Here is a 25,433-nt window from a genome sequence, read left to right on the forward strand (position 1 = left end):
ACGGGCGCACGCCCTAAACGGCGGCGCGGATCCCGGTCGCCCCGGCGGCGAGCCGGGCAGCGAGCTCCCCGAGTGCGGGAACTCCCCCGTCGGACAGAGCCTTGACCAGCGCGGAACCGACGATTGCGCCGTCCGCATAGCCGAGGATTTCGCGCACCTGCTCCGGCGTCGAGATCCCGAGGCCGACGCACGCGCTCGTCGCGCCGGCGAGGCGCAGCCGGTCGATCAGGATGCGGGCGGCGGAGTCGACGTCTGAACGCGCCCCGGTGATACCCATGGTGGAGACGGCATACACGAAACCCCGGCTGACCTCGACGGCGTGGGCGAGCCTGGCGTCCGAGGACGACGGCGCTGCGAGGAAGACCCGGTCGAGCCCGGTGCGCTCGCTCGCGGCGAACCAGTCCGCGGCGTCATCGGGGATGAGGTCGGGGGTGATCAGGCCTGCGCCGCCCGCGGCGAGCAGGTCCTCGGCGAAGCGGTCGACCCCGTACTGCAGGATCGGGTTCCAGTAGGTCATCACGAGGACAGGGGCGTCGACGCGGGCCGTGATGGCCGCGACGGCTTCGATGCCGTCACGCAGCCGGAACCCGTTCGCGAGCGCCTGCTGGGTCGCAGCCTGAATCACGGGGCCGTCCATCACGGGATCGGAGTACGGCAGCCCGAGCTCGATGATGTCGACACCGTTCTCGGCGAGGGCCACCGCGGCCTCGATGCTCTCCGCGAGGGTCGGGAATCCCACGGGAAGGTAGCCGATCAGGGCGCCGCCACCCTCGGCCCTGCGGCGGGCGATCGTCGCCTCGACCCGGCTCGTGCGGTTGGGTGTCACGGTTGTGGTGGTGTTCGTCGTTGCGGTCATAGCTGCTGTGCACCTTCGTCGAGCAGGTCGAAGTATCGGCCGGCCGTTTCCATGTCCTTGTCCCCGCGGCCGCTGAGGCTCACCAGGATGGTCGCCTCCGGTCCGAGACGTTTGCCGAGCTCGAGGGTTCCGGCGAGGGCGTGGGCCGACTCGATTGCCGGGATGATGCCCTCCGTGCGGCTGAGGAGGCGGAACGCGTCCATCGCCGCTGCGTCTGTGACCGGCAGGTAGGTGGCCCGTCCGATGGTCGAGAGCCAGGAGTGCTCGGGTCCGACGCCCGGGTAGTCGAGCCCGGCCGAAATGGAGTGCGACTCGACGGTCTGGCCGTCCTCGTCCTGGAGCATGAGGCTGCGTGCCCCGTGCAGGATCCCCGGGCGGCCCTTGGTCAGGGTCGCGGCGTGGCGAGGGGTCTCGACGCCCTCTCCGCCTGCCTCATACCCGTAGAGGGCGACGTCGGGGTCGTCCAGGAAGGCGTCAGAAGATTCCGATGGCGTTGGAGCCGCCGCCGACGCAGGCCGTGACGGCGTCGGGGAGGCGCCCGGTGAGCTCGAGTACCTGGGCGCGGGCTTCTTCTCCGATGATCTTCTGGAAGTCGCGCACCATGGCGGGGAACGGATGCGGACCTGCGACGGTGCCGAAGATGTAGTTGGTGGTCTCGACGTTCGTGACCCAGTCGCGCATGGCGTCGTTGATCGCGTCCTTGAGGGTGCGTGACCCGGTGCGGACGGAGACGACCTCTGCGCCGAGGAGGCGCATCCGTGCGACGTTGAGGGCTTGCCGTTCGGTGTCGACCTCGCCCATGTAGACCACGCAGTCGAGCCCGAACAGGGCGGCGACGGTCGCGGTCGCGACGCCGTGCTGGCCGGCGCCGGTCTCGGCGATGACCCGGGTCTTGCCGATGCGCTTGGTGAGGAGCGCCTGGCCGAGGGCGTTGTTGATCTTGTGTGACCCGGTGTGGTTGAGGTCTTCCCGCTTGAGGATCACCCGGGCGCCACCGGCGTGCGCGGCGAACCGCGGCACCTCCGTGATGATCGACGGGCGTCCCGTGTAGCTCTTGTGGAGTTCCATCAGCTCGGCCGCGAAGGCCGGGTCGACCTTTGCCAGCGAATATTCTTTCGTGAGCTCGTCGAGGGCTGCCACGAGCGACTCCGGGACGAACCGGCCTCCGAAGTCGCCGAAGTAGGGGCCTGTTTCGGTTCGAAGGGACGTTGACATTTAAAACCGCCAGAAATTCGGTAAGGGTGAGGATGGGATCGTTCGTGACGAGCGCTTCGCCGACAAGGACGACGTCGGCGCCGGCGGCACGGTAGTGGGCGACGTCCGCGGCCGTCTTGACCGCTGATTCGGCGACGCGGACGACGCCGGAGGGGATGCGGTCGGCGAGGCGGCCGAAGAGCTCCTGGTCGAGCTGGAACGTCGACAGGTCGCGGGCGTTGACCCCGACGAGGCTCGCACCGACGTCGAGTGCGCGGTCGACCTCTTCGGCACTGTGGGTCTCGACGAGAGCCGTCATGCCGAGTTCGCGCACGAGGGCCTGAAGGGATCCCAGGGTGGCCTGGTCGAGCGCGGCGACGATGAGGAGCACGAGGTCGGCTCCTGCGGCCCTCGCTTCGAGGACCTGGTACGGCTCGCCGATGAAGTCCTTCCGGAGCACGGGGACGGACACGGCGGCGCGCACCTGTTCGAGGTCGGCGAGGGACCCGAGGAACCGGCGTCCTTCGGTGAGCACGCTGATGGCGCTCGCCCCACCGAACTCGTAGGAGACGGCGAGGGCCGCCGGATCGGAGATTTCGGCGAGGGTGCCACGGGACGGACTCGCCCGCTTCACCTCCGCGATGATCTTCACCCTCTCGGCCGGTGTGAGGGCGTGCAGGGCGTCTATGGCGGGGGAGCGATCGAGGGCCGCCGATTCAACGGCGGCATACGGGCGGGTCAGGCGCCGTTCTGCGGCGTCGGACAGTGCCCCGGCGAGGAGTTCGGAAAGCACTCGGCTAATGACTCTCGTGCGGCGCGGCGTCGGCGACGCCGTAGCCCAGCCGGCTCAGAACGAAGCCGACGATGGGGCCGAGGACGAGGAGCACCGCAGAGGCCCACACCAGCCATGGCACGTTGAGGAAGAAAGCGACGGTGCCGATCGTGATCGCAACGAGCATGACGACGACGGCCGTCCAGGCCGCGATCGAGTGGCCTTCGCCTGGGTCTACCGACTCGAAGCTCATGGTTCTCCTTTTGGGCGTCAACTGCGTACGGAGGGGCGTCCTCTGCGAACGCGTGGAATGTGGGTCCTGGTGCTGCTCAAGTCTAGCGGCGGCGTCGATCACAGGTCACCGGTCACCGGCCGTATCGGTGGGGTCGTCGCCGCGGGTCAGCCCGTCCCAGGTGATGACGGCATCCTCGCGATCGTCCGCACCCGCCGTCGTGCCGGGGGCGACGGCCGCTGCACCGAGGGCGCCGGGGGCACCGTCTGCGGACTCGAAACGCACGGCCTGGTATCTGCTCGTCGTGCCGGGCCAGCGGGGACCCGTCACGAGGATGCCGACACCGGCGGCGACCATCACGACGCCGGCCGCGAAACCGGCGAAGGCCCAGGGCGTCAGGGCCGCAGCCGTCACGCCGTCCTGGATCGAGGCGTTGCCGGCGATGCCGGTCGCCTTGGTGATGGCGGCCGCGCTCGCGGCCGCGGGGTTTCCGATGGCGAGGCCGGCGCCGAGCGAGACCGAGAAGCCGAGCAGCACCTCGAGCGCGCCGAGCACCACCCGGATCACGGGGCCCGCGATCGTGAGCGCGCCGGCAAGGGCGATGCCGGCCAGGGAGAGGGCGCTCAGCGCGCCCGCGGCAGTCGAACCGCTGATCGGGAGCTGGACGGTCGAGGATCCCTGCACGACGCGCACGTCGACCCAGACCTGGCTCCAGGCGAGGAGTGCGAGTCCGCTGGCGGCGATCACGAGGAGCACCAGCCGGAGCTTGAGGGTGCGGCCGGTTCGCTTCACCTAGTGCACCCGCTTCATGGCGTTGGCGATCGCCACGGCGCGCAGCGGCGCCGTGGCCTTGTTGACCGATTCCTGGAACTCACTCGCGGGATCGGAGTCCGCGACGAGGCCTCCCCCGGCCTGCACCCTGGCGACGCCGTTGCTGATCGTCGCCGTACGGATGGCAATGGCCAGGTCGGCGTCTCCGGCAAACCCGAAGTAGCCGACCACGCCCCCGTAGACACCGCGCTGGGTGGGTTCGAGGTCGTCGATGATTTCAAGCGCCCGTGGCTTCGGGGCCCCGGACAGCGTTCCGGCGGGAAAGGTCGCCCGGAACACGTCGATGGCCGTCTTCCGAGGCAGCAGGTTGCCCTCGACGGAGGAGACGAGGTGCATGATGTGGCTGGAAGCGTTCGATGCGCTTGAACTCGGTGACCTCGACGGAGCCGGGTGCGCAGACCTTGAGCAGGTCGTTCCTCGCGAGGTCGACGAGCATCAGGTGTTCAGCACCCTCCTTGGGGTCCCCGGCGAGCTCGGTCTCGAAGTCGGCGTCCTGCTCCGGGGTTGCGCCGCGCGGCTTGGATCCGGCGATCGGGTGGGTGAACACGCGTCCGTTCTGCACCTTGACGAGGGCCTCAGGGGAGGATCCGACGATCCAGTACGGCTCCCCCGCGGCGGATTCGAGGCCGAGCAGATACATGTACGGGCTGGGGTTGAGGCTGCGAAGCACCCGGTAGACGTCGATCGGGTCCGCGGTGCAGTCCTGGTCGAAACGCTGGGAGATGACGACCTGGAAGATGTCCCCATCGACGATGTGCTGCTTGGCGGTGTCGACGGAGGCGAGGAAGTCGTCGCGGGTGGTCCTGGCGCGCATGGTCGCGGGGGCCGACATGTCGACCTCGGCGAGCCAGGCCTCCGCGGGCACGGCGAGCCGGGCCTGCATCGAATCGAGCCTGGCCTGGGCGCTCGCCCACAGGGTGTCTGCGGCATCGATCCCGTCGTTCAGGACGTTGGCGATCAGCTGGACGGTGCCGAACTTGTGGTCGATCGCGACGAGGTCGGCCACGAAGCTGAAGGCCTGGCCGGGTACGTCGTAGTCGGCGGTGGGCTGGTTGGGCAGCCGCTCCAGCTGGCGAACGGCCTCCCAGCCGATGAAGCCGACGAGACCACCGGTCAGGGGCGGGTGCTCGGGGAGCCGGGGAGTCTGCCAGCGGGCGTACAGGGTGGCGAGGGGCCTCGAGCGGCGGCTGGGCCGCCGCAGGGCCGAGGACGCGTGCGGCGTCGACGCCGTACGGGATCCACCGGGTTTCCGAACCCTCCTGGGTGAGGACGCCGAACGAAGACACCCCGACGAAGGAGAACCGGGACCAGATCCCGCCCTGTTCCGCCGATTCGAGCAGGAAGCTGCCCGGCTGCCCGGCCGCGAGCTTGCGGTAGATGCCGACGGGGGTCTCACCGTCGGCGAAGAGTTCGCGAATCACGGGGATGACGCGGTGCCCGGCCACGAGCTCGTCGAACTGCGCCGCCGTCGTCGTGCCTGCCGTTGTGGTACCAGCGGTTGTCGTGCCTGCCGTCGTCGTGGGGGCATCCGTCGTCATGCGTGTTCTCCGTCCGGGGCGTCGGGGGTGGCAGCGGGCGTTACGCCGTGGGCGACGTCGATGTCCCGCCCGTCGAAGCACGTGCGGGTTCCGGTGTGGCAGGCGCCGCCCACCTGGTCGACCTGCACGAGCAGGGTGTCTGAGTCACAGTCGAACGCGGCGCCGTGCACGTACTGGGCGTGCCCGGACGTGTCACCCTTGCGCCAGTATTCCTGGCGCGAGCGCGACCAGAACGTCACGCGGCCCTCTGAGAAGGTCCGCCGGAGGGCTTCCTCGTCCATCCAGCCGAGCATGAGCACCTCACGGGTGTCCCACTGCTGGATCACGGCGGGCAGGAGGCCGTCCGCATTGAAGACGGCGCACCCGAGGGCGTCCTCCATGGTCTGCAGGGGTGTCATCAGCGCACCACGAGTCCTTCCCTGGCGAGTTCGTGTTTGACGTCTCCGATGCTGAGCTCGCCGTTGTGGAAGACGGATGCCGCAAGAACGGCGTCCGCGCCCGCCCGGATGGCGGGCGGAAAGTCTTCGACCCGCCCGGCGCCGCCCGAGGCGATCACCGGAACGGTGCTCAGATCGCGCATCAGGCCGATGAGTTCGAGGTCGAACCCGGCCTTGGTGCCGTCCGCGTCGATGGAGTTCACGAGCAGTTCCCCCGCGCCGAGTTCGATCGCGAGCCGCGCCCAGGCGAGGGCGTCGAGGTCGGTCTCGGTGCGACCGCCGTGGGTCGTCACGACGAAGCCGGACTCCGTGCGGCCGCTGCGCTTCACATCGAGCGAGAGCACGAGCACCTGGGAGCCGAAGCGGTCGGCGATCTCGCCGATCAGGGCTGGGCGGAGGATCGCGGCGCTGTTGACGCCGACCTTGTCGGCCCCGCTCGCCTGCAGCCGGGAGACGTCCTCGACACCCCGGATGCCGCCGCCGACGGTGAGCGGGATGAAGACCTGTTCTGCGGTGGCGCGCACGACGTCGTACGTCGTCGCCCGGTTGTCGACGGTCGCGGTGACGTCGAGGAACGTGAGTTCGTCTGCGCCCTGCTCGTAGTACCGGCGGGCCAGTTCGACCGGGTCGCCCGCATCCCTGAGGTTCTGGAAGTTGACGCCCTTGACGACCCGGCCGTTGGCCACGTCGAGGCACGGGATGACCCGCACGGCAAGACTCACGATTGCACCTCCGCTGCTATTCTGCCCACGATCGGGCCCTAGAGGCGGGCGTTGTGGATGGCGCTGATCAGGATGGCCCGGGCGCCGAGTTCGTAGAGGGCGTCCATGATGTGGTTGCTGTCGTGGCGCGGGACCATCACTCGCACGGCGACCCAATCGGGGTCGTGCAGGCTCGACACCGTCGGCGACTCGATTCCGGGAGCCAGCAGGCAGGCCGCGTCGAGTTTGACGAGGGGGATGTCGTAGTCCATCAGCACGTACTGGCGTGCGACGAGCACGCCCTGCAGGCGACGGAGGAGCGTGTGGATCCCGGTGTTCTCATTTTCGGAGGTGATCAGGACCGCCGTCGATTCGAGGATCACGGGGCCGAAGATCTCGAGGCCGGCCTTGCGCAGGGTCGTTCCGGTCGAGACGACGTCGGCGACGGCATCCGCGACACCGAGCTGCACGGCGGACTCGACGGCGCCGTCGAGGGTCACGAGGGTGACCGTGACGGAGTGACGGGCCAGGAAGGCTTCGACGAGACCGGGGTAGCTCGTCGCGACGCGGAGCCCTTCGAGGTCGCTCAGCTCGCCGAAGCGTCCGGCGGGGCCCGCGAAGCGGAAGGTCGAGTCGCCGAAGTCGAGGCTCGCGATCTCTCGTGCCGGGGAGCCGGAATCAAGCAGAAGGTCCCGGCCGGTGATTCCGACGTCGAGCGCCCCGCTGCCGACGTAGGTGGCGATGTCCCGCGGACGCAGGTAGAAGAACTCGACGCCGTTGCGCGGGTCGGACACGACGAGGTCGCGCGGGTCGCGACGCCCGGTGTACCCGGCCTCGTGCAGCATCTGCGCCGCGGTTTCGGACAGGGAGCCCTTGTTGGGCACGGCAATTCTCAGCATCTCAACACTCTCAACAGGTCAGTTCTTGGGGGTAGCGTCTCGGGAACGGCGGAACCGGCCGCCGCAGCGACGGTTCAGAGGTGCTTGTAGACGTCGGCGAGGGTGAGCCCCTTCGCCAGCATCATGACCTGCACGTGGTACAGCAGCTGGCTCATCTCGGCAGCGGTTTCCTCGTCGCTCTGGAACTCCGCGGCCATCCAGACTTCGGCGGCTTCCTCGACGATCTTCTTGCCGATGGCATGCACTCCCGCGTCGAGTTCACGGACGGTTCCGGAGCCTTCCGGCCGGTTGAGTGCTTTTTCGCCCAGTTCAGCGAAGAGGTCGTCGAATGTTTTCACTCCCCTAGGTTACTAGTGCGCGTGCGAGTGCGCGGTCGCGGCGGTTCTCAGGAGTGCGATCCTGGCCTCGGGATCGGGATAGCCGAAGACGCTCGAGCCGGCGACGAAGGTGTCAGGCTCCCGCCTCTGCGGCCACAACGATGGTCTCCTCGGTGATGCCGCCGTCGACCTGAAGCCAGATGTCCCTGCCACTGGCGCTGACGGCATCCGCCACCGTGCGGAGCTTGCGCATCGTCGACGGCAGGAAGGACTGGCCCCCGAAACCGGGCTCGACCGTCATCACGAGGATCTGGTCGAATTCGGCGAGGAATTCGAGATAGGGCTCGACGGCGGTGCCTGGTTTCAGGGCGATGCCCGCGCGTGCGCCGGCTGCGCGGAGCTTGCGGGCGAGCTGGACGGGGTTTGTCGTCGCCTCGCCGTGGAACGTCACAGAGAATGCACCGGCGCTTGCGAATTGCGGTGCCCACCGTTCCGGCTCCTCGATCATGAGGTGCGCGTCGACGGGCAGTCTGGAGACCTGCATGATGCGCTCGGCGACGGGGAGTCCGAAGGTCAGGTTCGGCACGAAATGGTTGTCCATCACGTCGACGTGCACGAGGTCCGCTGTGCGGATGCGGCCGAGGTCGCGTTCCAGGTTCGCGAAGTCGGCGGCGAGAATGCTGGGGCTGATCCTGATCGGCATGCCTTCACCCTAGCGCCGCGGGCACGCCGCCCCGCTCCGTGAGGTGTCGCACATCGACCTTCATTCGCCCGGCGAACGTCGATATGCGACACCTCAGGAGTATTGCCCAGCGGTGCGCTCGAGCAGGGTGATGAACATCGCGTCGGTGCCGTGGCGGTGCGGCCACAGTTGCACACTCGTTCCGTCGCCCGGCAGGTCGAGCGGGGTACCGCTGAATCCCTGGACGACCGCGGCCGTGTCGACGGCCCGCACGCGGTCTCCCCACTTCTTCAGCGCCGTCGCGACGATACCGCGGCTCTCCGCGATATGCGGGGAACACGTGACGTACGCGAGGAGGCCGCCGGGCTTCAGGGCGCCGAGAGCGGCGTCGATGAGGCCGGACTGCAGGTCGGAGAGTTCGGCGACGTCGCGCGGGAGCTTGCGCCAGCGCGCCTCGGGCCGGCGTCGCAGGGCACCGAGGCCCGTGCACGGGGCGTCGAGCAGGATCCGGTCGAATTCCTCTGCGTGATTGACGGCGATGCGGGTCCCGTCGAGTTCCCAGACCGGCACGGTGCCGGGAACCGCGGCGAGGGCGCGGCGCACGAGCGTGGCCCTGGCCGGAACGAGCTCGTTCGCGACGAGTTCGGCGCCGCCCGCGCGTGCTTCGGCGGCGAGCAGTGCGGCCTTGCCGCCGGGTCCGGCGCACAGGTCGAGCCAGCGTTCGCCAGGTGTGATGGGGCGGGCCCGGCTCAGGGTGAGCGCCGCGAGCTGGGAGCCCTCGTCCTGCACCCGGATGCGGCCGTCATGATCGTTGACGAGGTGCACGGGATCCCCGCCCGCGAGCATGAACCCGACCGGGGAATACTCGTTGGGGCGGCCGAGGCCCGCGGTCTCCTCCGCCGTCGTGATGCCCGGCAGCGCGACCATGTTGACCCGGGGTGCGGCGTTGTCGGCGATGAGCAGGTCTTCGAGTTCGGCCTCACGACCCTCGAGGCGCAGCGACTGCCGAAAGGCGCGCACGACCCAGACCGGGTGCGAGTGTTCGGCGGCGAGCCGGTCGTCTGCGGAGCTTGCTCCGGCGAGGACCCGTTCGCGCCACTCCTCCGGGGTCGAGCGGGAGATGGTGCGGAGCACGCCGTTGGTGAAGCCCGTGGCGGCGCGGGAGCCGACCTGCCGGGCCAGTTCGACGGATTCGTTGACGGCGGCGTGGGTCGCCACGCGCGTCGCGAGCAGCTGGTGGGCGCCGAGGCGCAGCACGTCGAGGATGGCCGGGTCGATCGCGGTGACCGGCCGGCCCGCCGCTTCCGCGATCACGAGGTCGTAGTAGCCCTGCATGCGCAGGGTGCCGTAGGTCAGTTCGGTCGCGAGGGCGGCATCCGCCGTGCTGAGTGCGGCCCGCTGGATGCGGGTCGGCAGCAGCAGGTTCGCGTAGGCATCCGACTCGCGGACAGCGGCGATGACCTCGTATGCGACCCGGCGGGCGGGCTGGACGAAGCCCTGGTGCTGCTGGACGCTCATGAGGCGACCACGTCCGTCGCTGCCATGCCGCGCCACCAGTCGATTGCCTTCATCTGTGTCTTTCCAGCCGGTTGCACCGTGACGAGCTCGAGCGGCTCCGTCCCGGTTCCTACCAGCACTTTCTTGTCGAATTCGCGAATCACGCCCGCCGGAAGCGGCTGGGCGCCGTGGGTCGGCGCGAGGTCGAGGACCTTGAGGCGCGCGTCGCCGAGCATGGTGAAGGCTCCGGGTTCCGGCGTCACGCCGCGCACCCGGTTGTAGACGGTGTCAGCGGATGCGACCCAGTCGATCCTGGCATCGGCGAGGCCGAGCTTGGCGGCGGTGGTCGGCTCGCCCACTTGGGGCACTGCCTCGATCGTGCCGGCCTCGAGCTGGTCGACGACGTTCCTGAGCAGCACGGCACCGCTGTGGCTCAGGGACTCGAGGAGCCCGCCCGCGGTCGCGTGCCGGGAGATCGGTTCGGAGAAGCTCGCGAACACGGCACCGGCGTCGAGCTCGGCGACGAGCTGGAAGACGGCCGCTCCGGTCCGTTCGTCGCCGGCCATGATGGCGCGCTGCACCGGCGCGGCACCGCGCCAGCGCGGCAACAGGGAGAAGTGCAGGTTGATCCAGCCGAGGCGCGGAACCGAGAGCAGGGGCTCCCGGACGAGCCCGCCGTATGCGACGATGACGCCGAGGTCTGGTGCGAGGGCGTCGATTTGTTCCGTCGCCGCAGCGTCGAGGCGATTGGTCTTGAGCAGAGGTAGCCCGAGCCCGGCAGCGGCCTGCGCGAGGGGCGACGGGGTGAGCACGCGCTTCCGGCCGAGGGGGCATCCGCCCGGGTGATGACGGCCGCGATGGAGTGCGGCGAGTCGGCAAGGGCCTGGAGACTGGGCACCGCCACCTGGGGCGTGCCCGCGAATACGAGTTTCATTTAGAGCAGGCTCCGGGTCGTCGAATCGTACTTTGAGTGTAGGTGCCGGGCGGAAGGCGGCGCCTTTCGGCCGGCGGCGGCGGGCTGCATTGCGCACGATCGCGGCCTTCACGAGCCTGGCCACCTCGTCGCCGTCCGCGTAGTTGAATCGCACGACGGCCCGGACAAGCGGATCGTCGGTCGTGACCGGACCGAGCACGTCGAGGCCTGCCACGTCCGCGAGGCCCTCGACCGCTGCGGCGACGTCGGCCGCTGTCCCCGTGACCGAGGCGACGCGCACGGCGGGCGGGAAGCGCAACTGCCTGCGGTCCGCGAGTTCTGCCGCCGCGAAGGCGCCGGGCTGCCACGCGTTGAGCGCCGTCGCGAGGGCCCCGCCGACCCCGGCGAGCATGACGGACGCGCCGGGCGCTGCAAGGGCAGCTGCATTGCTCCACCACCGGAGGCAGTCCTCTGCGACGCCGAGGGACTCGCGGGCGAGCATCTTCTCACCGTCGAGGAGGAGGATCGCCCGGTAGCCGCCCGCGGGGATCGGCTCGGCCCCGCGCGTCGCGACGACGAGGGCGGGGGCCGCCCCGATCTGCTGCAGCGGATGCTCCCCGTCGGCGACGAGGACGAGCGAGCCGGGAAAAGCGCGGCCCAGTTCCTCTGCGGTGCGCCCGGTTCCGAGCGACACGACCCGCAGGGACGTGCCCTCGCAGTGCAGGCAGGCTCCAGCCGGCGGCGAGCTTGCCGCACCAGCGGCAGGAGGGCACGGCGTTCGCGCTCGCGAGGGCGAGCGGTCCCTGGCAGTGCGTGCAGCGGGCCGATTTCTTGCAGGTCTGGCACGCGAGGGTCGGCGCGTACCCCGGGCTTGCGACCTGCACGAGCACAGGTCCTTCGGCGAGGGCGGCTCTGGCCACCTGCCAGGCGGCGGAGGGGATCCGGTTGGTCCGCTCCTGACGGTCGGGGCTGAGCTGGAATTCGGTGGGGATCACCCGAGGATGACGCGGGCTCAGGGGATGCGCCTCGCCGAGGAAGCCCAGTTCGAGCAACCGCTGCACGGGCACGCTGCGGGTGTACCCGACGAACATCAGTGCGCAGCCGCTCAGGGCCTGGCGGACCAGTGCGGCGTCGCGGGCGTTGACGTACGGACTGAGCGGTTCGGAGTGCAGCGGGTCCCCGTCGTCCCAGAGCAGGATCGCCCCGAGGTTGTGAGCGGGCGCATAGACCGCGGACCGGTTGCCGAGAATGATCCGCGGAGTGGGTTCCAGGCAGGAGAGGAAGGCCCGGTAGCGCTCGGGGTTGGGCTGGCGGGCGTCGACCCTGCTCACCGTGCCTGCCGGCGCGCAGACGTCGAGGGCGGCCTGGAGCTGGTCCTGGTCGCGGTAGTCGGGAACACAGAGGATGGCGCTTCGCCCGCTCCGTACGGTTGCTGCGGCGAGTTCGGCCATCGTGGTCGCCCAGTGGCCGACGGTGCGCCCGTCCGGCAGGGCGACGAGGGCGGGTACTGCGGCCACGCTGAGCCGCTTCTGCTCGGCGAGGGCCGCGTCGAGCAGACCGGCCGGGTAGTCCGGGAAACCGGAGGCTGACGCCGGCTCGGTTTCCGAATCGGGTTCGGCCTGGTCCTGCGCGGCCTGCTCGCCCGCGTCCTGCTCCTGCGCGGCGAGCCACGCCTTCTCGACCCGCACCGCGCGAGGGGGGATCGCGAGCCGGAGCACATCGCTCGCGTTGCCGGCCGCGCGATCGGCGACCCGGCGGGCGAGACGCCAGACCTCCGCCGTGAGCACGGGCGCCGCGGACACGATGGCCTCGATCGGGCTCAGGGCGCCGTGGAAGTCGGCACCGGCACCCTTCGGGGGCTCGGTATCGCCCGCCGGTGCGTTCAGGGTGGAGACGACGGATCCCCCGGCATCGAGCACCTCGATCAGGTACGCGTCGGCGACGCGCCCGGCCGAGCGCAACGGCACCCGGACCCGCACCCCTGGCCGCGCAGCGGCGGCGAGCTCGTCCGGGATGCCGTAGTCGAAGAGATGGTCGAGCTGGGGCAGCGTCGACTCGATCAGGACGCGTGCCACGAGGCCCGTGCGTCCCACGATCAAATCCCGGAGGCGCTTCTCAGTTCGTCGACGCGGTCCAGCCTCTCCCAGGTGAACTCGGGCAGTTCGCGACCGAAATGACCGTAGGTCGCCGTCTTCTGGTAGATCGGGCGGAGCAGGTCGAGGTGGTGGATGATCGCGGCGGGGCGCAGGTCGAAGACCTCGCGGATCGCCGCGGTGATCTCCTTGTCGGGCAGTGCCCCGGTTCCGAAGGTCTCGACGTAGAGCCCGACCGGCGCAGCTTTGCCGATCGCGTACGCGACCTGGATCTCGAGTCGTTCGGCAAGCCCGGCGGCGACGGCGTTCTTGGCGACCCAGCGCATCGCGTATGCGGCGGAACGGTCGACCTTGGACGGGTCCTTACCGCTGAAGGCGCCACCGCCGTGACGGCTCGATCCGCCGTAGGTGTCGATGATGATCTTGCGGCCGGTGAGTCCGGCGTCGCCCTGCGGCCCGCCGATCTCGAAGCGACCGGTCGGGTTGATCAGCATGGTCAGGCTCGACGAATCGAGTTCGACGCGAGACAGCACCGGGCGGATCACGAGCTCTTCGATCTCGGCGCGGAGACGCTCCGTCGTGACGGAGGGGGCGTGCTGGGTGGACAGGACGACGGTCTCGACGGTGCGCGGGATGATGCCGTCATAGCCGATCGTGACCTGGGTCTTGCCGTCGGGGCGGAGGTAGTCGAGTTCGCCGGACTTGCGAACCTCGGCGAGGCGTTCGGCGAGGCGGTGCGCGATCCAGATCGGGATCGGCATGAGCTCGGGAGTCTCCCGGGTGGCATAGCCGAACATGATGCCCTGGTCGCCTGCACCCTGGCGGTCGTAGTCTTCGACACTGGCCTGTTCGCGGTGCTCGAATGCGTCGTCGACGCCCTGTGCGATGTCCGGAGACTGGCCGCCGATCGAGATTTCGACCCCGCAGGAGCGACCGTCGAACCAGACGTCCGAGGAGTCGTACCCGATGTCGGTGATGCACTTGCGCACGATCGACGGGATCTCGACGTACGCTTCCGTCGACACTTCTCCCGCGACGTGCACGAGGCCGGTCGTGACCAGGGTCTCGACGGCCACGCGGCTGTTCGGATCCTCGGTGAGGAGGGCGTCGAGGATGCTGTCGGAGATCTGGTCGCAGATCTTGTCCGGGTGACCCTCGGTGACGGATTCGGAAGTGAAGAGGCGAAGATCGCTCATCTGGCCTGTCTCTGTGTTGATGATGGAAAAGAAGTATGCACGAAGGTGTCAGCCGAGTCCGGTGACCACGACATCAAGGATGCGGCCGGCCACCGACATTTTCGTCCCCGCGGCCTCCGCCACTATAACTCCGGCCGAATCGATGATCCGAACCTCGTTACGTTCCGCGGCGAAGCCTTCTGTCCAGCCGACCCTGTTGAGAACGAGGTAGTCGCAGCCCTTGCGCGCGAGCTTCTCCCGGCCGAGGGAGAGGAGCCGGTCAGGGTCGGCCTCCGTCTCCGCCGCGAAACCGATCACGAGCTGACCCGCCGTCTTCGCCGCCGCGAGGCCGGCGAGGATGTCCGGGTTCCGGACGAGTTCGAGAGTGAGGGTGTCCCCCACATCCTCTTTCTTGATCTTGTCGCCCCGGACCGTCGCCGGGCGGTAGTCGGCCACGGCTGCGGCCATGATGACGGCGTCCGCGCCGACGGCCGCCTCGGTCACGGCGGACTGGAGTTCGAGTGCTGTGCCGACGAGGCGCGTCTCGATGCCCGCCGGCACCGGAATCTCGAGGTTCGCGGCGACCAGTACGACCGACGCTCCCCGCGCCGTGGCGGCCTCGGCGAGGCGGACGCCCTGCTTGCCGCTCGATCGGTTGCCGAGGAAGCGGACGGGGTCGAGGGGTTCCCTGGTGCCGCCCGCGGTGATGACGATGCGCCTGCCGGAGAGGTCCCTGGCCGGGCCGGCCGGGTGCAGGGCCGCGAGGGCCGCAGAGACGATGACGTCCGGTTCCTCCATCCGGCCGGCACCGGAATCCGATCCGGTCAGGCGCCCAACGCCGGGGCCGACGACGATGACGCCGCGGTTTCGAAGGGTCTGCACGTTGTGCACCGTCGCCGGATTGTTCCACATCTCGGTATGCATCGCCGGGGCGATCACGAGTGGCGCGGTGCTCGCGAGGATCGTGTTGCCGAGCAGGTCGTCGGCGAGGCCGGCCGCGAGCTTGGCGATCGTGTTCGCCGTCGCAGGAGCCACGACGATCAGGTCCGCGGACTGGCCGATGGCGACGTGGCGCACTTCAGCGACACCTTCGTAGAGATCGGTGTGCACGGGGTTCCGTGAGATCGCCTCGAGTGTCGGCCTGCCGACGAAGCGCAACGCCGCGGGCGTCGCCACCACGTGCACGGAGTCCCCGAGCAGCACAAAAGCGCGCACGATGTTGACCGCTTTGTACGCGGCGATGCCGCCGGTGATTCCGACGACGATCGTGCGTCCGTGCGACATCCTGCGCGCTTCGCGGGGCGCTACTCGACGATCGGGCGGGAGACGAGCTTGTCTTCGTTGATTTCGCGAAGTGCCACGGAGAGCGGCTTGTCGTCGACGGTGGAGTCGACGAGCGGACCGACGTTGTCGAAGAGGCTGCCTTCGTGCAGGTCGGCGTAGTAGTCGTTGATCTGGCGGGCGCGCTTGGACGCGAAGATCACGAGCGCGTACTTGGAGTCGACCTTGGTGAGCAGGTCGTCGATGGGCGGGTCAATGATACCGGTGGGCTTGTTGGCCAAGGTGGCACTCCTTCAGAGCGTTTGCGGCGAGTAGACGGATAAGTCGGGGTGCGTCAAAGCAGCGAGGGCGCTTTACGCAGATTCATCAAGTCTACGACTTCCCGGGCCGCTACATTGACCTCCTGGTTGACCACGCGGAAATCGAACTCGTCCTGGGCGGCCAGTTCGAGCTTCGCGGTCTCCAGGCGGCGGGCCTGTTCCGCGGGGCTTTCGGTGCCGCGGCCGATCAGTCGGCGCACCAGTTCGTCCCAGCTCGGCGGAAGCAGGAAGACCATTCGCGCTTCCGGCATGGCCGCGCGGACGGAGCGTGCCCCCTGCAGATCGATTTCGAGGAGGACGCTGTGGCCGCTCGCGAGCGCCTGTTCCACGGGTTCGCGCGGGGTTCCGTAGCGGAAGGCATTGTGGACGACGGCCCACTCGAGGAGCTCCCCCGACGCGACCATGCGGTCGAATTCCTCATCGGTGACGAAGAAATAGCTCTTTCCTTCGACTTCGCCAGGCCGAGGGGCGCGGGTCGTTGCCGACACGGAGAGCAGCACATCGGGGTAGTTCTCCCGGATGTAGCCGGCGACGGCACCCTTGCCGACCGCCGTCGGCCCTGCGAGCACGACGAGGTGTGCGTCGGAGGACCCACGACGGGAGACGGTCCGGGTGGCGAGGAACTCACGCAAACGGTCGCGCTGGTGCTTGCCGAGGCCGCCGAGCCGTTTGGACGGCGAGATCTTGAGCTGGGTCATGATCCGGCGCATCTTCGTGACTCCGATGGCCGGGATGCTGACGAGGAACTCCGTCGCGCGCAGGCGTCCTTCGACGCCGTCCGGATGATCGATGGCGGTGGCGAGCACGGCAAGCGGTGTGCGCTTCCCTGCCGCGATCTCGGCCTTGACCGCTGCGCGCGCTCGGCGCGCTGCGACGGCTGCGCGCGATGCGGCAACTCGATCGACGTCTGGTGGGGTAGGGCGATTCTCAGCCACGGGCCGCTCCTGCTTCAAGTACTCGGCGTGCGATCGCCTGTCCGATTCGTTCCGGGCCTGCCGACAATACGCTACGAGATTCACTCACTATTACGGTTTGAGCGTACCCCCCAAAGAGGTTTCCCAGATCAGCGACATGCGCACCCTGGTGACCAAATCCGGGAGCGAGGATCGGAGTGGCTCCGAAAGGGGGTGCCGCAGAGAGGTCGAGGCCGAAATCGGCAAGGTCGAGGGTCGCGCCGAGCACGACGCCGATGGAGCCGAGCCTGCCGGTTGCCCCCGCCCCCAGGTTGCGCTCGGCGACGTCGTCGAAGACGGCGCGGGCCACCGTGCCCCCGGCATAGGGACCATCGGGGACTCGGGCGCGCTGGACAGCGCTCGCCTCCGGATTCGAGGTCGCGGAGAGCACGAAGAGCCCCTTGCCCGCAGCGGCGGCCAGTTCGAAGACCGGCTCGAGAGAACCGACGCCCATGTACGCGTTGACGGTGATCGCGTCCACTTCGAGCGGGGACCCGGGGGTGAGCCAGGCCTCGCCGTATGCCGCGACGCTCGTTCCGAGGTCGCCGCGCTTGACGTCCGCGATCACGAGCAGTTCTGCGGCGTGGGCGTCCGCGAGCACGCGTTCGAAGGCGAGGTAGCCCCGCGACCCGAACCGCTCGTAGAAGGCGAGCTGGGGCTTGACGAGGCCGACCCGGCCCGCGCACGCGGCGACGACGAGACGCCCGAAGGTCTCGGCGCCGTCAGCGGTGTCCGGCAGGTTCCAGTCCGACAGCAGCCAGGCGTGCGGATCGATACCCACGCAGAGCTGGCCCCACCGGCCGAAGGCGTCGTCGAGGCGGTCGCCGAACGTGGCGCCGGTCACAGCAGGGCTTCCCGCGTGAGGGCATACTCCTGGAGCGATGTCACCTCGAACCCGCCTCGAATCGCGTCGATGGAGGCGACCGCGGCGCTGAGCTCCGCGATCGTGGTGAACAGCGGCAGGTCGGCGGCGACGGCCGCCGCCCGGATCTCGTAGCCGTCTGCGCGGGCGGTCCGACCGCCGGGGGTGTTGATGACGATCTGCACCTCTTCCCTGCGAATCAATTCGACGATCGACGTGTCTTCCTCGTCCTGCTTCTCGCTGAACTTCGTGACGACACGCGCCCGGATTCCGTTGCGCTGCAACACCTCCGCGGTGCCCTCGGTCGCGGCGATCTCGTAGCCGAGCTGCTGCAGGCGCAGCATCGGCAGGATGATCGCACGCTTGTCGCGGTCGGAGACCGAGACGAACACGGTTCCGCTGAGCGGGATTCCGCCGTACGCGGCGAGCTGGCTCTTGGCGAAGGCGCGGGGGAAGTCGCGGTCGATACCCATGACCTCGCCGGTCGAGCGCATCTCCGGGCCGAGCACGGAATCGACGACGTGACCCTCCGGGGTGCGGAACCGGTTGAAGGGCAGCACGGCCTCCTTCACGGCGACCGGCGATTCCATCGGGACACGGGAGCCGTCGATGAGCGGCAGCTTTCCACTCGCCTTGAGCTCGGCGATGCTGGTTCCGACCATGATGAGCGCGGCGGCCTTGGCGAGGGTGATCCCGAGCGCCTTGGCGACGAAGGGCACCGTGCGGGAGGCCCGCGGGTTGGCCTCGAGCACGTAGAGCACACCGGCGCCGATGGCGAACTGCACGTTGAGCAGGCCGCGCACGCCGATGCCCTGCGCGATGCCGAGGGTGGCCTCGCGGACCCGGTTGATCTCGGCACGGCCGAGGGTCACTGGCGGCAGGGTGCAGGCTCGAGTCCCCGGAGTGGATGCCGGCTTCCTCGATGTGCTCCATGACGCCGCCGATGTAGAGCTCGGTCCCGTCGTAGATCGCGTCGACGTCGATCTCGATCGCGTCGTCCAGGAACCGGTCGACGAGCACAGGGTGCGACGGGCCGATGATGCCCTGACCCTGCATGCGCTCGAAGTAGTCCGCGAGCGACAGGGAATCGTAGATGATCTCCATGCCGCGTCCGCCGAGCACGTAGCTCGGGCGGACGAGGACGGGGTAACCGATCTCCTCTGCGACGACGACCGCACCGGTGAAGTCGGTGGCGACGCCGTTGCGGGGAGCGAGCAGGCCGGCCTCGTCGAGGATCTTCGAGAACAGGCCGCGCTCCTCCGCGAGGTCGATCGCGGTGGGCGAGGTGCCGAGGATCGGAATGCCCTCCGCCTCGAGTCCCTTCGCGAGTCCGAGGGCCGTCTGGCCGCCGAGCTGCACGACGACGCCCACGAGTTCGCCGCTCTGGCTCTCCGCGTGGATGACCTCGAGCACGTCTTCGAGGGTGAGCGGCTCGAAGTAGAGCCGGTCGCTCGTGTCGTAGTCCGTCGAGACGGTCTCAGGGTTGCAGTTGATCATGATGGTCTCGTAGCCGGCCTCGGAGAGGGCGAACGAGGCGTGCACGCAGGAGTAGTCGAACTCGACGCCCTGGCCGATGCGGTTCGGACCGGAGCCGAGGATGACGACCTTGCGGCGGTCGCTCGGGACGACCTCGGTCTCCTCGTCGTAGCTCGAGTAGTGGTACGGGGTCAGGGCCGGGAACTCCCCCGCGCAGGTGTCGACGGTCTTGTAGACCGGGCGCACGCCGAGGATGTGCCGGACCTTGCGGACATCCGCTTCACCGAAGCCGCGGAGTTCGCCGATCTGGGCGTCGGAGAAACCGTGGTCCTTCGCGGTGCGGAGGATGTCCGTGTCGAGCCGTTCGGAGGCCGCGACCTCGTCGGCGATCTCGTTGATGAGCACGATCTGGTCGATGAACCACGGGTCGATCTTGGTGGCTTCGAAGACCTGGTCGATCGTGGCGCCCTTGCGGAGGGCCTGCTGCACGGTGACGATTCGTCCGTCCGTCGGGATCGACGCGACCTCGAGCAGGCTCCTCGAGCGTGCGGGTCTCCTCGCCCCAGTGGAACGACGATCCACGCTTCTCGAGCGAGCGCAGTGCCTTTTGCAGGGCGGATGCGAAGGTGCGGCCGATCGCCATGGCCTCGCCGACGGACTTCATGGTCGTGGTGAGGCGCGGGTCTGCGGCGGGGAATTTCTCGAACGCGAAACGTGGCACCTTGACCACGACGTAGTCGAGGGTCGGCTCGAAGCTTGCGGGGGTGACCTGGGTGATGTCGTTCGGGATCTCGTCGAGCCGGTAGCCGAGGGCGAGCTTCGCGGCGATCTTCGCGATCGGGAAGCCGGTGGCCTTGCTCGCGAGGGCGGATGACCTGGACACCCGGGGGTTCATCTCGATCACGATGATGCGCCCGTCGGCCGGGTCGATCGCGAACTGGATGTTACAGCCGCCGGTGTCGACGCCGACGGCGCGGATGATGTCGATGCCGATGTCGCGGAGCTTCTGGTATTCGCGGTCGGTGAGCGTGAGCGCGGGGGCGACGGTGATCGAGTCGCCGGTGTGTACGCCGACCGGGTCGACGTTCTCGATCGAGCAGACGACGACCGTGTTGTCGGCCGTGTCGCGCATCATCTCGAGTTCGTATTCCTTCCAGCCGAGGATGGATTCCTCGAGGAGGACCTCGGTTGTCGGGCTCTGGTGCAGGCCGTCGCCGACGATGCGGCGCAGTTCCTCTTCGGTGTACGCGAAGCCGGAACCGAGGCCGCCCATTGTGAACGACGGGCGCACCACGAGCGGGTAGCCGAGGTCTTCGGCGAAGCCGATGGCCTCGTCGACGGTGTGCGCGATGTGCGAACGGGCGACGTCCGCGCCGGCGTCCAGTACGAGCTGCTTGAAGATCTGGCGGTCTTCGCCCTTCTGGATCGCCTCGAAGGATGCGCCGATCAGTTCGACGTCGTACTTCTCGAGGATGCCGCGCTCGTGCAGCTGGATGGCCGCGTTGAGCGCGGTCTGGCCGCCGAGGGTCGGCAGGATCGCGTCCGGGCGTTCCTTGGCGATGATCGTCTCGAGGATCTCCGGGGTGATCGGCTCGATGTACGTCGCATCCGCGAAGTCGGGGTCCGTCATGATCGTGGCCGGGTTCGAGTTGACCAGGATCACCCTGACGCCCTCGGCGCGGAGCACGCGGCAGGCCTGGGTTCCGGAGTAGTCGAATTCGCAGGCCTGGCCGATCACAATCGGCCCGCTTCCGATGACCAGGACGCTGTTGATATCGTCGCGCTTGGGCATTACTTGGCGTCTCCTGCTCCGGCGGCCGCCGTGTGGGCGGTCACCATGTCCCTGAACCGATCAAAGAGGTAGTTGGCGTCGTGCGGGCCTGCCGCAGACTCGGGGTGGTACTGCACGGAGAACGCCGGGATGTCGAGGCAGCGGATGCCTTCGACGACCTGGTCGTTCAGGCTGTAGTGGCTGACCTCGACCCGTCCGAAACCGGTTCGGGAGTCACTGACGCCTTCGATCGGCATGTCGACGGCGAAGCCGTGGTTCTGCGACGTGATCTCGACGCGGCCGGTGGTCTTGTCGAGCACCGGCTGGTTGATTCCGCGGTGGCCGAAGGGAAGCTTGTAGGTGCGGAAACCGAGCGCCCTGCCGAGGAGCTGGTTGCCGAAGCAGATGCCGAAGTACGGCACCCCGGCCCGGAGCACTTCCTGCAGCAGGGTGACGTGCGCGTCGGACGCGGCGGGGTCGCCTGGTCCGTTGGAGAAGAACAGCGCGGTCGGGCCCAGCGAGAGCACGTGCTCCGCCGTGACCGACTGGGGCAGGACGAGTACTTCGAAGCCGCGTTCGGCGAGGTAGTTCAGCGTCGAGGTCTTGACGCCGAGGTCAAGCACGGCAACGGAGCCGATCCGCTCGCCCTTCGCCGGAATCTGGAAGGGTTCGACCGTTGAGACCTGGTCCGACAGGTTGCGGCCGCGCATCGCGGCGCCGCCGCGGACGAGTTCGAGCTGTTCCCCCGCCGACAGGTCGAAGGCGGGGCCGGAGAATATGCCGCTCTTCATGGCGCCGGCGGAGCGGATGTGCCGGGTGATCGCCCGGGTGTCGATGCCACTGATCCCGACGACCTCATTGTTCGTGAGGTCCTCGTCGAGGGTGCGCGTCGAGCGGAAGTTCGAGGCGATCCTGGCCGGTTCGCGCACGATGAATCCGGCGACCCAGATCCGGGAGGACTCCATGTCCTCGTCGTTGGCCCCGGTATTGCCGATGTGCGGGGCGGTCATCAGGACGATCTGGCCGGCGTATGACGGGTCGGTCAGGGTTTCCTGGTAGCCGGTCATCCCGGTCGCGAAGACGATCTCGCCGAGAGTCTGTCCGCGGCTGCCGTATGCGCGGCCGACGAAGCGCCTGCCGTCCTCCAGGACGAGCACGGCGGGGGCCGTGGTCGGCGTGGTGGGTGTGCTGGGTGTCGTCTCGTCGGGTGTCGCCTGGGCCTGGGCCTCGGTGTCGCTCACGCTACGCCTCGCTTTCGTCGTGCGCGGCCGGGCGCAGGGCACCCGCCGCTTCGGTTCGGATCGACGCGCTCACGCGGGCGCGCTCGGTGGGGTCAAGGATGCGGAAGTAGCTGTCGACGACCTGGCCCGCGGCATCCGCGTGCGGCTGGAGGCGCCAGCGGAGCAGGAGCAGGCCGCCGGTCTCGACGGCGCGGTCGATGGTCCAGGTGGCGTCTTCGAGAGCCGTCACGGCTTCTGTGGGGATGAAGACCGGGTTCTCGCCGACCAGGTCGAGGAGCACGCCGGCAGTCGTCACGGTGATCAGGGCGCGGGCCCGGAAGCCGAGGCCGCGGATGTTAAGACGTTCGAGCTGTCGGCCTTCCCGTGTGGTCGCGACGTAGAACGCTTCGGCCGTTGCGAGCACCGCGGCGGGCGCGTCCGCCCCGGGGAGTGGGTACCCTGCGGTCAGCGCTTGGTCGCGACGGGTGCGCGCACGCCAGCTGCGGAGCATGAGCGCGAGCACGGCGACCAGGACCAGGCCGATCAGGATGGCGGGGATGGTGCTATCCATGGTGGGGTTCCTCTCGTCCGCCGAGTTCGGCGGGGGCCCTGAGGACCCCGTCGAGTACGGTCGCCGTGCCGCGGTGGAAGACGGCGACGACCCGTCCGGGCAGGGTCATCGCGAGGTAGGGCGAGTTGGTGCTCTTTCCCGCGAGCTTGTCCCTGCCGAACTCCCGGCTCGCTGCCGGGTCGTAGAGGGTGACGTTGGCGGGGGCGCCGACCTCGAGTGCCCGGCCCTGACTCGCGAGGCGCCCGATCCGCGCCGGGGCCGCTGAGAGCACCCGCGAGACGTCCCTCCAGTCGAGCAGTCCGGTGTCGACGACGGATGCCTGCACGACCGAGAGGGCGGATTCGAGTCCGACCATCCCGTTGGCGGCTGCATCCCATTCACAGTCCTTGGACTCGACGGGGTGCGGCGCGTGATCGGTCGCGACGATGTCGATCGTGCCGTCTGCGAGGCCGGCGCGAAGCGCGTCGACGTCTTCGCGACGGCGCAGCGGCGGATTGACCTTGTAGCGGGCGTCGTAACCGCGGACCAGGTCCTCGGTGAGGAGCAGGTGGTGTGGGGTGGCTTCCGCCGTCACGTTGATGCCACGCGCCTTGGCCCAGCGGATCACGTCGACGGCGCCGGCCGTCGAGACGTGGCAGACGTGCAGGCGGCTCCCGACGTGCTCGGCGAGCAGCACGTCGCGCGCGATGATGGATTCCTCAGCGACGGCGGGCCAGCCGGCGAGGCCGAGTTCGCTCGAGAGCGCACCCTCGTTCATCTGGGCCTTCTCGGTGAGTCGCGGGTCCTGGGAGTGCTGGGCGATGACGCCGTCGAAGGCCTTGACGTATTCGAGGGCGCGACGCATCAGGAGGGGGTCCGAGACGCAGAATCCGTCATCGGAGAAGACCCGGACGCGGGCGCGGCTCGTCGCCATGGCCCCCAGTTCGGCGAGGCGCTCCCCCGCGAGGCCGAGGGTGACGGCGCCGATCGGCTGGACCGTGACATACCCGGCCCGTTCGCCGAGGGCGAGTACCTGCTCGACGACGCCGGCGGTGTCCTGCACCGGAGAGGTGTTGGCCATCGCGAAGACGCTCGTGAAGCCGCCGACGGCGGCGGCCTGGCTGCCGGTGAGAATGGTCTCGCTCTGCTCGTAGCCCGGTTCACGCAGGTGGGTGTGCAGGTCGACGAGGCCGGGAAGGGCGATGAGGCCGTCGGCGTCGATCACCGTGGCGCCGGCGTGAGAGAGTGCGGTGCCGAGTTCCTGAATGCGACCACCGAAGAGCAGCAGGTCGGTGCGGGTGCCGTCGGCGAGGCTCGCGTTGCGGATCAGGTAGCGGGTGGCCGTGTTGTCCATTTAGCTTTCCTCCCGGTCGCCCGACATGAGCAGGTACAGTGCCGCCATACGTATCGAAACACCGTTCGCGACCTGCTCGAGCACGGTCGATGCGGCCGAATCTGCAGCGGCTGAGGAAATCTCCAGGCCGCGGTTCATCGGGCCGGGGTGCATGACAATGCTAGTCGGCGCGAGACGGGCGAAGCGCTCATCGTCGAGTCCCCAGCGCCGGGAGTACTCCCGGCTGTTGGGGAAGAAGGCCGCATTCATTCGTTCCTGCTGGATCCTGAGCATCATGATCACGTCCGGCCCTGAGTCGATCGCGTCGTCGAGATCGAAGCTCACCGCTGCCGGCCAGCCGGTCATGTCCATCGGGAACAGGGTGGGCGGTGCGACCATCGTGACTTCGGCTCCGAGTGTCGTGAGCAGCCAGAGGTTGGAGCGCGCGACCCGGGAGTGCAGCACGTCACCGACGATGGTCACCGTGACGCCGTCGAGGCCCTTGCCGCGGGAAGCGGCCTTGTGCAGCCGACGGCGGATGGTGAACGCGTCGAGAAGCGCCTGGGTCGGGTGTTCGTGAGTGCCGTCTCCGGCGTTGATGATGCCGGCGTCGATCCAGCCGCTCGTTGCGAGCACCTGGGGGCGCCGGATGCCGGGTGCCGGATCACGACGCCGTCCGCGCCGATCGCGGCGAGGGTCTGGGCGGTGTCCTTGAGGCTTTCGCCCTTGGAGACGCTCGAGCCCTTGGCGCTGAAGTTGATCACGTCAGCACTCAGACGCTTCGCGGCGGCTTCGAAGGAGATCCGGGTGCGGGTGCTGTCTTCGAAGAAGAGGTTCACGACGGTTTTGCCGCGGAGCGTCGGGAGCTTGCGCACCTCGCGCGTGGAGACATCCGCCATGTCTTCAGCGATGTCGAGGAGCGTGATGGCGTCGTCGCGACTGAGGTCTTTGGTGGAGAGGAGGTGCTTCATTCGGCGCTCCCCCGTCGATGCTCACGAATTCGTCGCCGTCGACCTCGAGGAGGTGCACGTTGATGCGTTCCTCCGTGGAGCTCGGGAGGTTCTTGCCGACGAAGTCCGCACGGATCGGCAGCGCCCGGTGGCCGCGGTCGACGAGGACCGCAAGGCGTACGATCGCGGGACGGCCGTGGTCGCCGAGGGCGTCGAGGGCCGCGCGGATGGTGCGGCCGGAGTAGAGCACGTCGTCGACGAGCACCACGGTTGCACCGTCAATGCTCGCGGGCACGAGGGTGCGGGAGGGCGTGCGCGTGCGCGTGTGGGCGAGGTCGTCGCGGTACATCGTGACGTCGAGGGAACCCGAACTCACGGGTGCCGCGGCCGGTTCGATCCGCTCGATGATGTCGGCGATCCTCCGGGCGAGGGCAACGCCCCTGGTCGGGATGCCGAGGATGACGAGGTTGTCCGGTCCCCGGTTGGACTCCAGGATCTCGTGGGAGATCCGAGTCAAAGCCCGGGTTATTTCAGCCTGGTTGAGCACGATGCGTGACAAAACTAAGGCCTCCTTCCCCGC

General features: G+C 68.9%; 18 protein-coding genes and 7 pseudogenes. All 25 read right to left on the reverse strand.

The window, feature by feature from the left end; genetic code table 11:
* Positions 1–13 precede the first annotated feature (13 nt).
* The gene (gene trpA, locus KIV56_RS02805) at positions 14–856 is read right to left on the reverse strand and encodes a tryptophan synthase subunit alpha (RefSeq protein ID WP_281535075.1); all 843 of its coding nucleotides are present in this window, start codon (positions 854–856) and stop codon (positions 14–16) included.
* Positions 853–2,071 (reverse strand): annotated as a pseudogene (trpB, locus tag KIV56_RS02810) (tryptophan synthase subunit beta). The gene trpA and the pseudogene trpB overlap by 4 nt, the downstream one beginning before the upstream one ends.
* 4 nt (positions 2,072–2,075) lie before the next feature.
* Positions 2,076–2,843, reverse strand: a pseudogene (gene trpC, locus KIV56_RS02815) (indole-3-glycerol phosphate synthase TrpC); the annotation flags it as partial.
* A gap of 4 nt (positions 2,844–2,847) precedes the next feature.
* A complete protein-coding gene (locus tag KIV56_RS02820; RefSeq protein WP_281535076.1) occupies positions 2,848–3,075 on the reverse strand; it encodes a DUF6704 family protein in 228 nt (75 codons plus the stop codon).
* Between the two features lie 105 nt (positions 3,076–3,180).
* Positions 3,181–3,846: a Trp biosynthesis-associated membrane protein gene (locus KIV56_RS02825; protein WP_281535077.1), complete on the reverse strand. Its 666-nt coding sequence runs from the start codon at positions 3,844–3,846 to the stop codon at positions 3,181–3,183.
* Positions 3,847–5,423, reverse strand: a pseudogene (locus KIV56_RS02830) (anthranilate synthase component I). It lies immediately after the preceding gene.
* Positions 5,420–5,821 carry a phosphoribosyl-AMP cyclohydrolase gene (gene hisI, locus KIV56_RS02835; protein ID WP_281535078.1) on the reverse strand — a complete coding sequence of 134 codons (402 nt, stop codon included), beginning with the start codon at positions 5,819–5,821 and terminating at the stop codon, positions 5,420–5,422. The pseudogene KIV56_RS02830 and the gene hisI overlap by 4 nt, the downstream one beginning before the upstream one ends.
* A complete protein-coding gene (hisF, locus tag KIV56_RS02840) occupies positions 5,821–6,582 on the reverse strand; it encodes an imidazole glycerol phosphate synthase subunit HisF (protein WP_281535079.1) in 762 nt (253 codons plus the stop codon). Before hisF ends, hisI begins: the two co-directional genes overlap by 1 nt.
* Before the next feature lie 38 nt (positions 6,583–6,620).
* A complete protein-coding gene (gene hisG / locus KIV56_RS02845) occupies positions 6,621–7,460 on the reverse strand; it encodes an ATP phosphoribosyltransferase (protein ID WP_281535080.1) in 840 nt (279 codons plus the stop codon).
* Between the two features lie 74 nt (positions 7,461–7,534).
* Complete coding sequence (locus KIV56_RS02850; protein WP_134531947.1) at positions 7,535–7,798, reverse strand: phosphoribosyl-ATP diphosphatase; 264 nt, start codon at positions 7,796–7,798, stop codon at positions 7,535–7,537.
* 12 nt (positions 7,799–7,810) lie between these two features.
* Positions 7,811–8,480 (reverse strand): annotated as a pseudogene (rpe, locus tag KIV56_RS02855) (ribulose-phosphate 3-epimerase).
* Positions 8,481–8,573: 93 nt separating this feature from the next.
* Positions 8,574–9,977: an RsmB/NOP family class I SAM-dependent RNA methyltransferase gene (locus KIV56_RS02860; protein ID WP_281535081.1), complete on the reverse strand. Its 1,404-nt coding sequence runs from the start codon at positions 9,975–9,977 to the stop codon at positions 8,574–8,576.
* Positions 9,974–10,890 (reverse strand): annotated as a pseudogene (gene fmt, locus KIV56_RS02865) (methionyl-tRNA formyltransferase). The gene KIV56_RS02860 and the pseudogene fmt overlap by 4 nt, the downstream one beginning before the upstream one ends.
* A gap of 485 nt (positions 10,891–11,375) precedes the next feature.
* Entirely contained in the window at positions 11,376–12,962 is a 1,587-nt protein-coding gene (locus KIV56_RS02870) for a hypothetical protein (protein ID WP_348648454.1), read from the reverse strand.
* A gap of 2 nt (positions 12,963–12,964) precedes the next feature.
* The gene (gene metK, locus KIV56_RS02875; protein WP_281535082.1) at positions 12,965–14,158 is read right to left on the reverse strand and encodes a methionine adenosyltransferase; all 1,194 of its coding nucleotides are present in this window, start codon (positions 14,156–14,158) and stop codon (positions 12,965–12,967) included.
* 48 nt (positions 14,159–14,206) lie between these two features.
* Positions 14,207–15,421 (reverse strand): bifunctional phosphopantothenoylcysteine decarboxylase/phosphopantothenate--cysteine ligase CoaBC, encoded by a 1,215-nt coding sequence (gene coaBC / locus KIV56_RS02880; RefSeq protein ID WP_281535083.1) that lies wholly within the window; start codon positions 15,419–15,421, stop codon positions 14,207–14,209.
* 20 nt (positions 15,422–15,441) lie between these two features.
* Positions 15,442–15,699, reverse strand: a complete 258-nt coding sequence (rpoZ, locus tag KIV56_RS02885) for a DNA-directed RNA polymerase subunit omega (protein WP_134448746.1) — start codon at positions 15,697–15,699, stop codon at positions 15,442–15,444.
* A 53-nt stretch (positions 15,700–15,752) separates the two neighbouring features.
* Positions 15,753–16,673 carry a guanylate kinase gene (gene gmk / locus KIV56_RS02890; RefSeq protein WP_281535084.1) on the reverse strand — a complete coding sequence of 307 codons (921 nt, stop codon included), beginning with the start codon at positions 16,671–16,673 and terminating at the stop codon, positions 15,753–15,755.
* Positions 16,666–17,535, reverse strand: coding sequence for an orotidine-5'-phosphate decarboxylase (gene pyrF / locus KIV56_RS02895; protein ID WP_281535085.1), 870 nt, complete (start codon positions 17,533–17,535; stop codon positions 16,666–16,668). The genes gmk and pyrF overlap by 8 nt, the downstream gene beginning before the upstream one ends.
* Positions 17,532–20,821 (reverse strand): annotated as a pseudogene (gene carB / locus KIV56_RS02900) (carbamoyl-phosphate synthase large subunit). The gene pyrF and the pseudogene carB overlap by 4 nt, the downstream one beginning before the upstream one ends.
* Positions 20,821–21,957 (reverse strand): glutamine-hydrolyzing carbamoyl-phosphate synthase small subunit, encoded by a 1,137-nt coding sequence (gene carA / locus KIV56_RS02905; protein WP_281536047.1) that lies wholly within the window; start codon positions 21,955–21,957, stop codon positions 20,821–20,823. The pseudogene carB and the gene carA overlap by 1 nt, the downstream one beginning before the upstream one ends.
* Positions 21,958–22,042: 85 nt before the next feature.
* Positions 22,043–22,591: a hypothetical protein gene (locus KIV56_RS02910; protein WP_281535086.1), complete on the reverse strand. Its 549-nt coding sequence runs from the start codon at positions 22,589–22,591 to the stop codon at positions 22,043–22,045.
* The gene (locus KIV56_RS02915) at positions 22,584–23,924 is read right to left on the reverse strand and encodes a dihydroorotase (protein WP_281535087.1); all 1,341 of its coding nucleotides are present in this window, start codon (positions 23,922–23,924) and stop codon (positions 22,584–22,586) included. Before KIV56_RS02915 ends, KIV56_RS02910 begins: the two co-directional genes overlap by 8 nt.
* Positions 23,925–24,874 (reverse strand): annotated as a pseudogene (locus tag KIV56_RS02920) (aspartate carbamoyltransferase catalytic subunit).
* Positions 24,807–25,412 (reverse strand): bifunctional pyr operon transcriptional regulator/uracil phosphoribosyltransferase PyrR, encoded by a 606-nt coding sequence (gene pyrR / locus KIV56_RS02925; RefSeq protein WP_281535088.1) that lies wholly within the window; start codon positions 25,410–25,412, stop codon positions 24,807–24,809. Before pyrR ends, KIV56_RS02920 begins: the two are co-directional and overlap by 68 nt.
* Positions 25,413–25,433 lie beyond the last annotated feature (21 nt).

The organism is Cryobacterium breve (genome assembly GCF_027594785.1).
GTDB lineage: Bacteria > Actinomycetota > Actinomycetes > Actinomycetales > Microbacteriaceae > Cryobacterium > Cryobacterium breve_A.

Excerpts from the sequence above, each read along its gene's own strand:
- KIV56_RS02820 (WP_281535076.1), bottom strand. The coding sequence starts at position 3,075 with ATGAGCTTCGAGTCGGTAGACCCAGGCGAAGGCCACTCGATCGCGGCC.
- trpA (WP_281535075.1), bottom strand. The coding sequence starts at position 856 with ATGACCGCAACGACGAACACCACCACAACCGTGACACCCAACCGCACG.
- hisI (WP_281535078.1), bottom strand. The coding sequence starts at position 5,821 with ATGACACCCCTGCAGACCATGGAGGACGCCCTCGGGTGCGCCGTCTTC.
- KIV56_RS02860 (WP_281535081.1), bottom strand. The coding sequence starts at position 9,977 with ATGAGCGTCCAGCAGCACCAGGGCTTCGTCCAGCCCGCCCGCCGGGTC.
- metK (WP_281535082.1), bottom strand. The coding sequence starts at position 14,158 with ATGAGCGATCTTCGCCTCTTCACTTCCGAATCCGTCACCGAGGGTCAC.
- KIV56_RS02915 (WP_281535087.1), bottom strand. The coding sequence starts at position 23,924 with ATGGACAACACGGCCACCCGCTACCTGATCCGCAACGCGAGCCTCGCC.
- KIV56_RS02910 (WP_281535086.1), bottom strand. The coding sequence starts at position 22,591 with ATGGATAGCACCATCCCCGCCATCCTGATCGGCCTGGTCCTGGTCGCC.
- coaBC (WP_281535083.1), bottom strand. The coding sequence starts at position 15,421 with ATGTCGCACGGACGCACGATCGTCGTCGGAATCACCGGCGGCATCGCC.
- hisG (WP_281535080.1), bottom strand. The coding sequence starts at position 7,460 with ATGCTGAGAATTGCCGTGCCCAACAAGGGCTCCCTGTCCGAAACCGCG.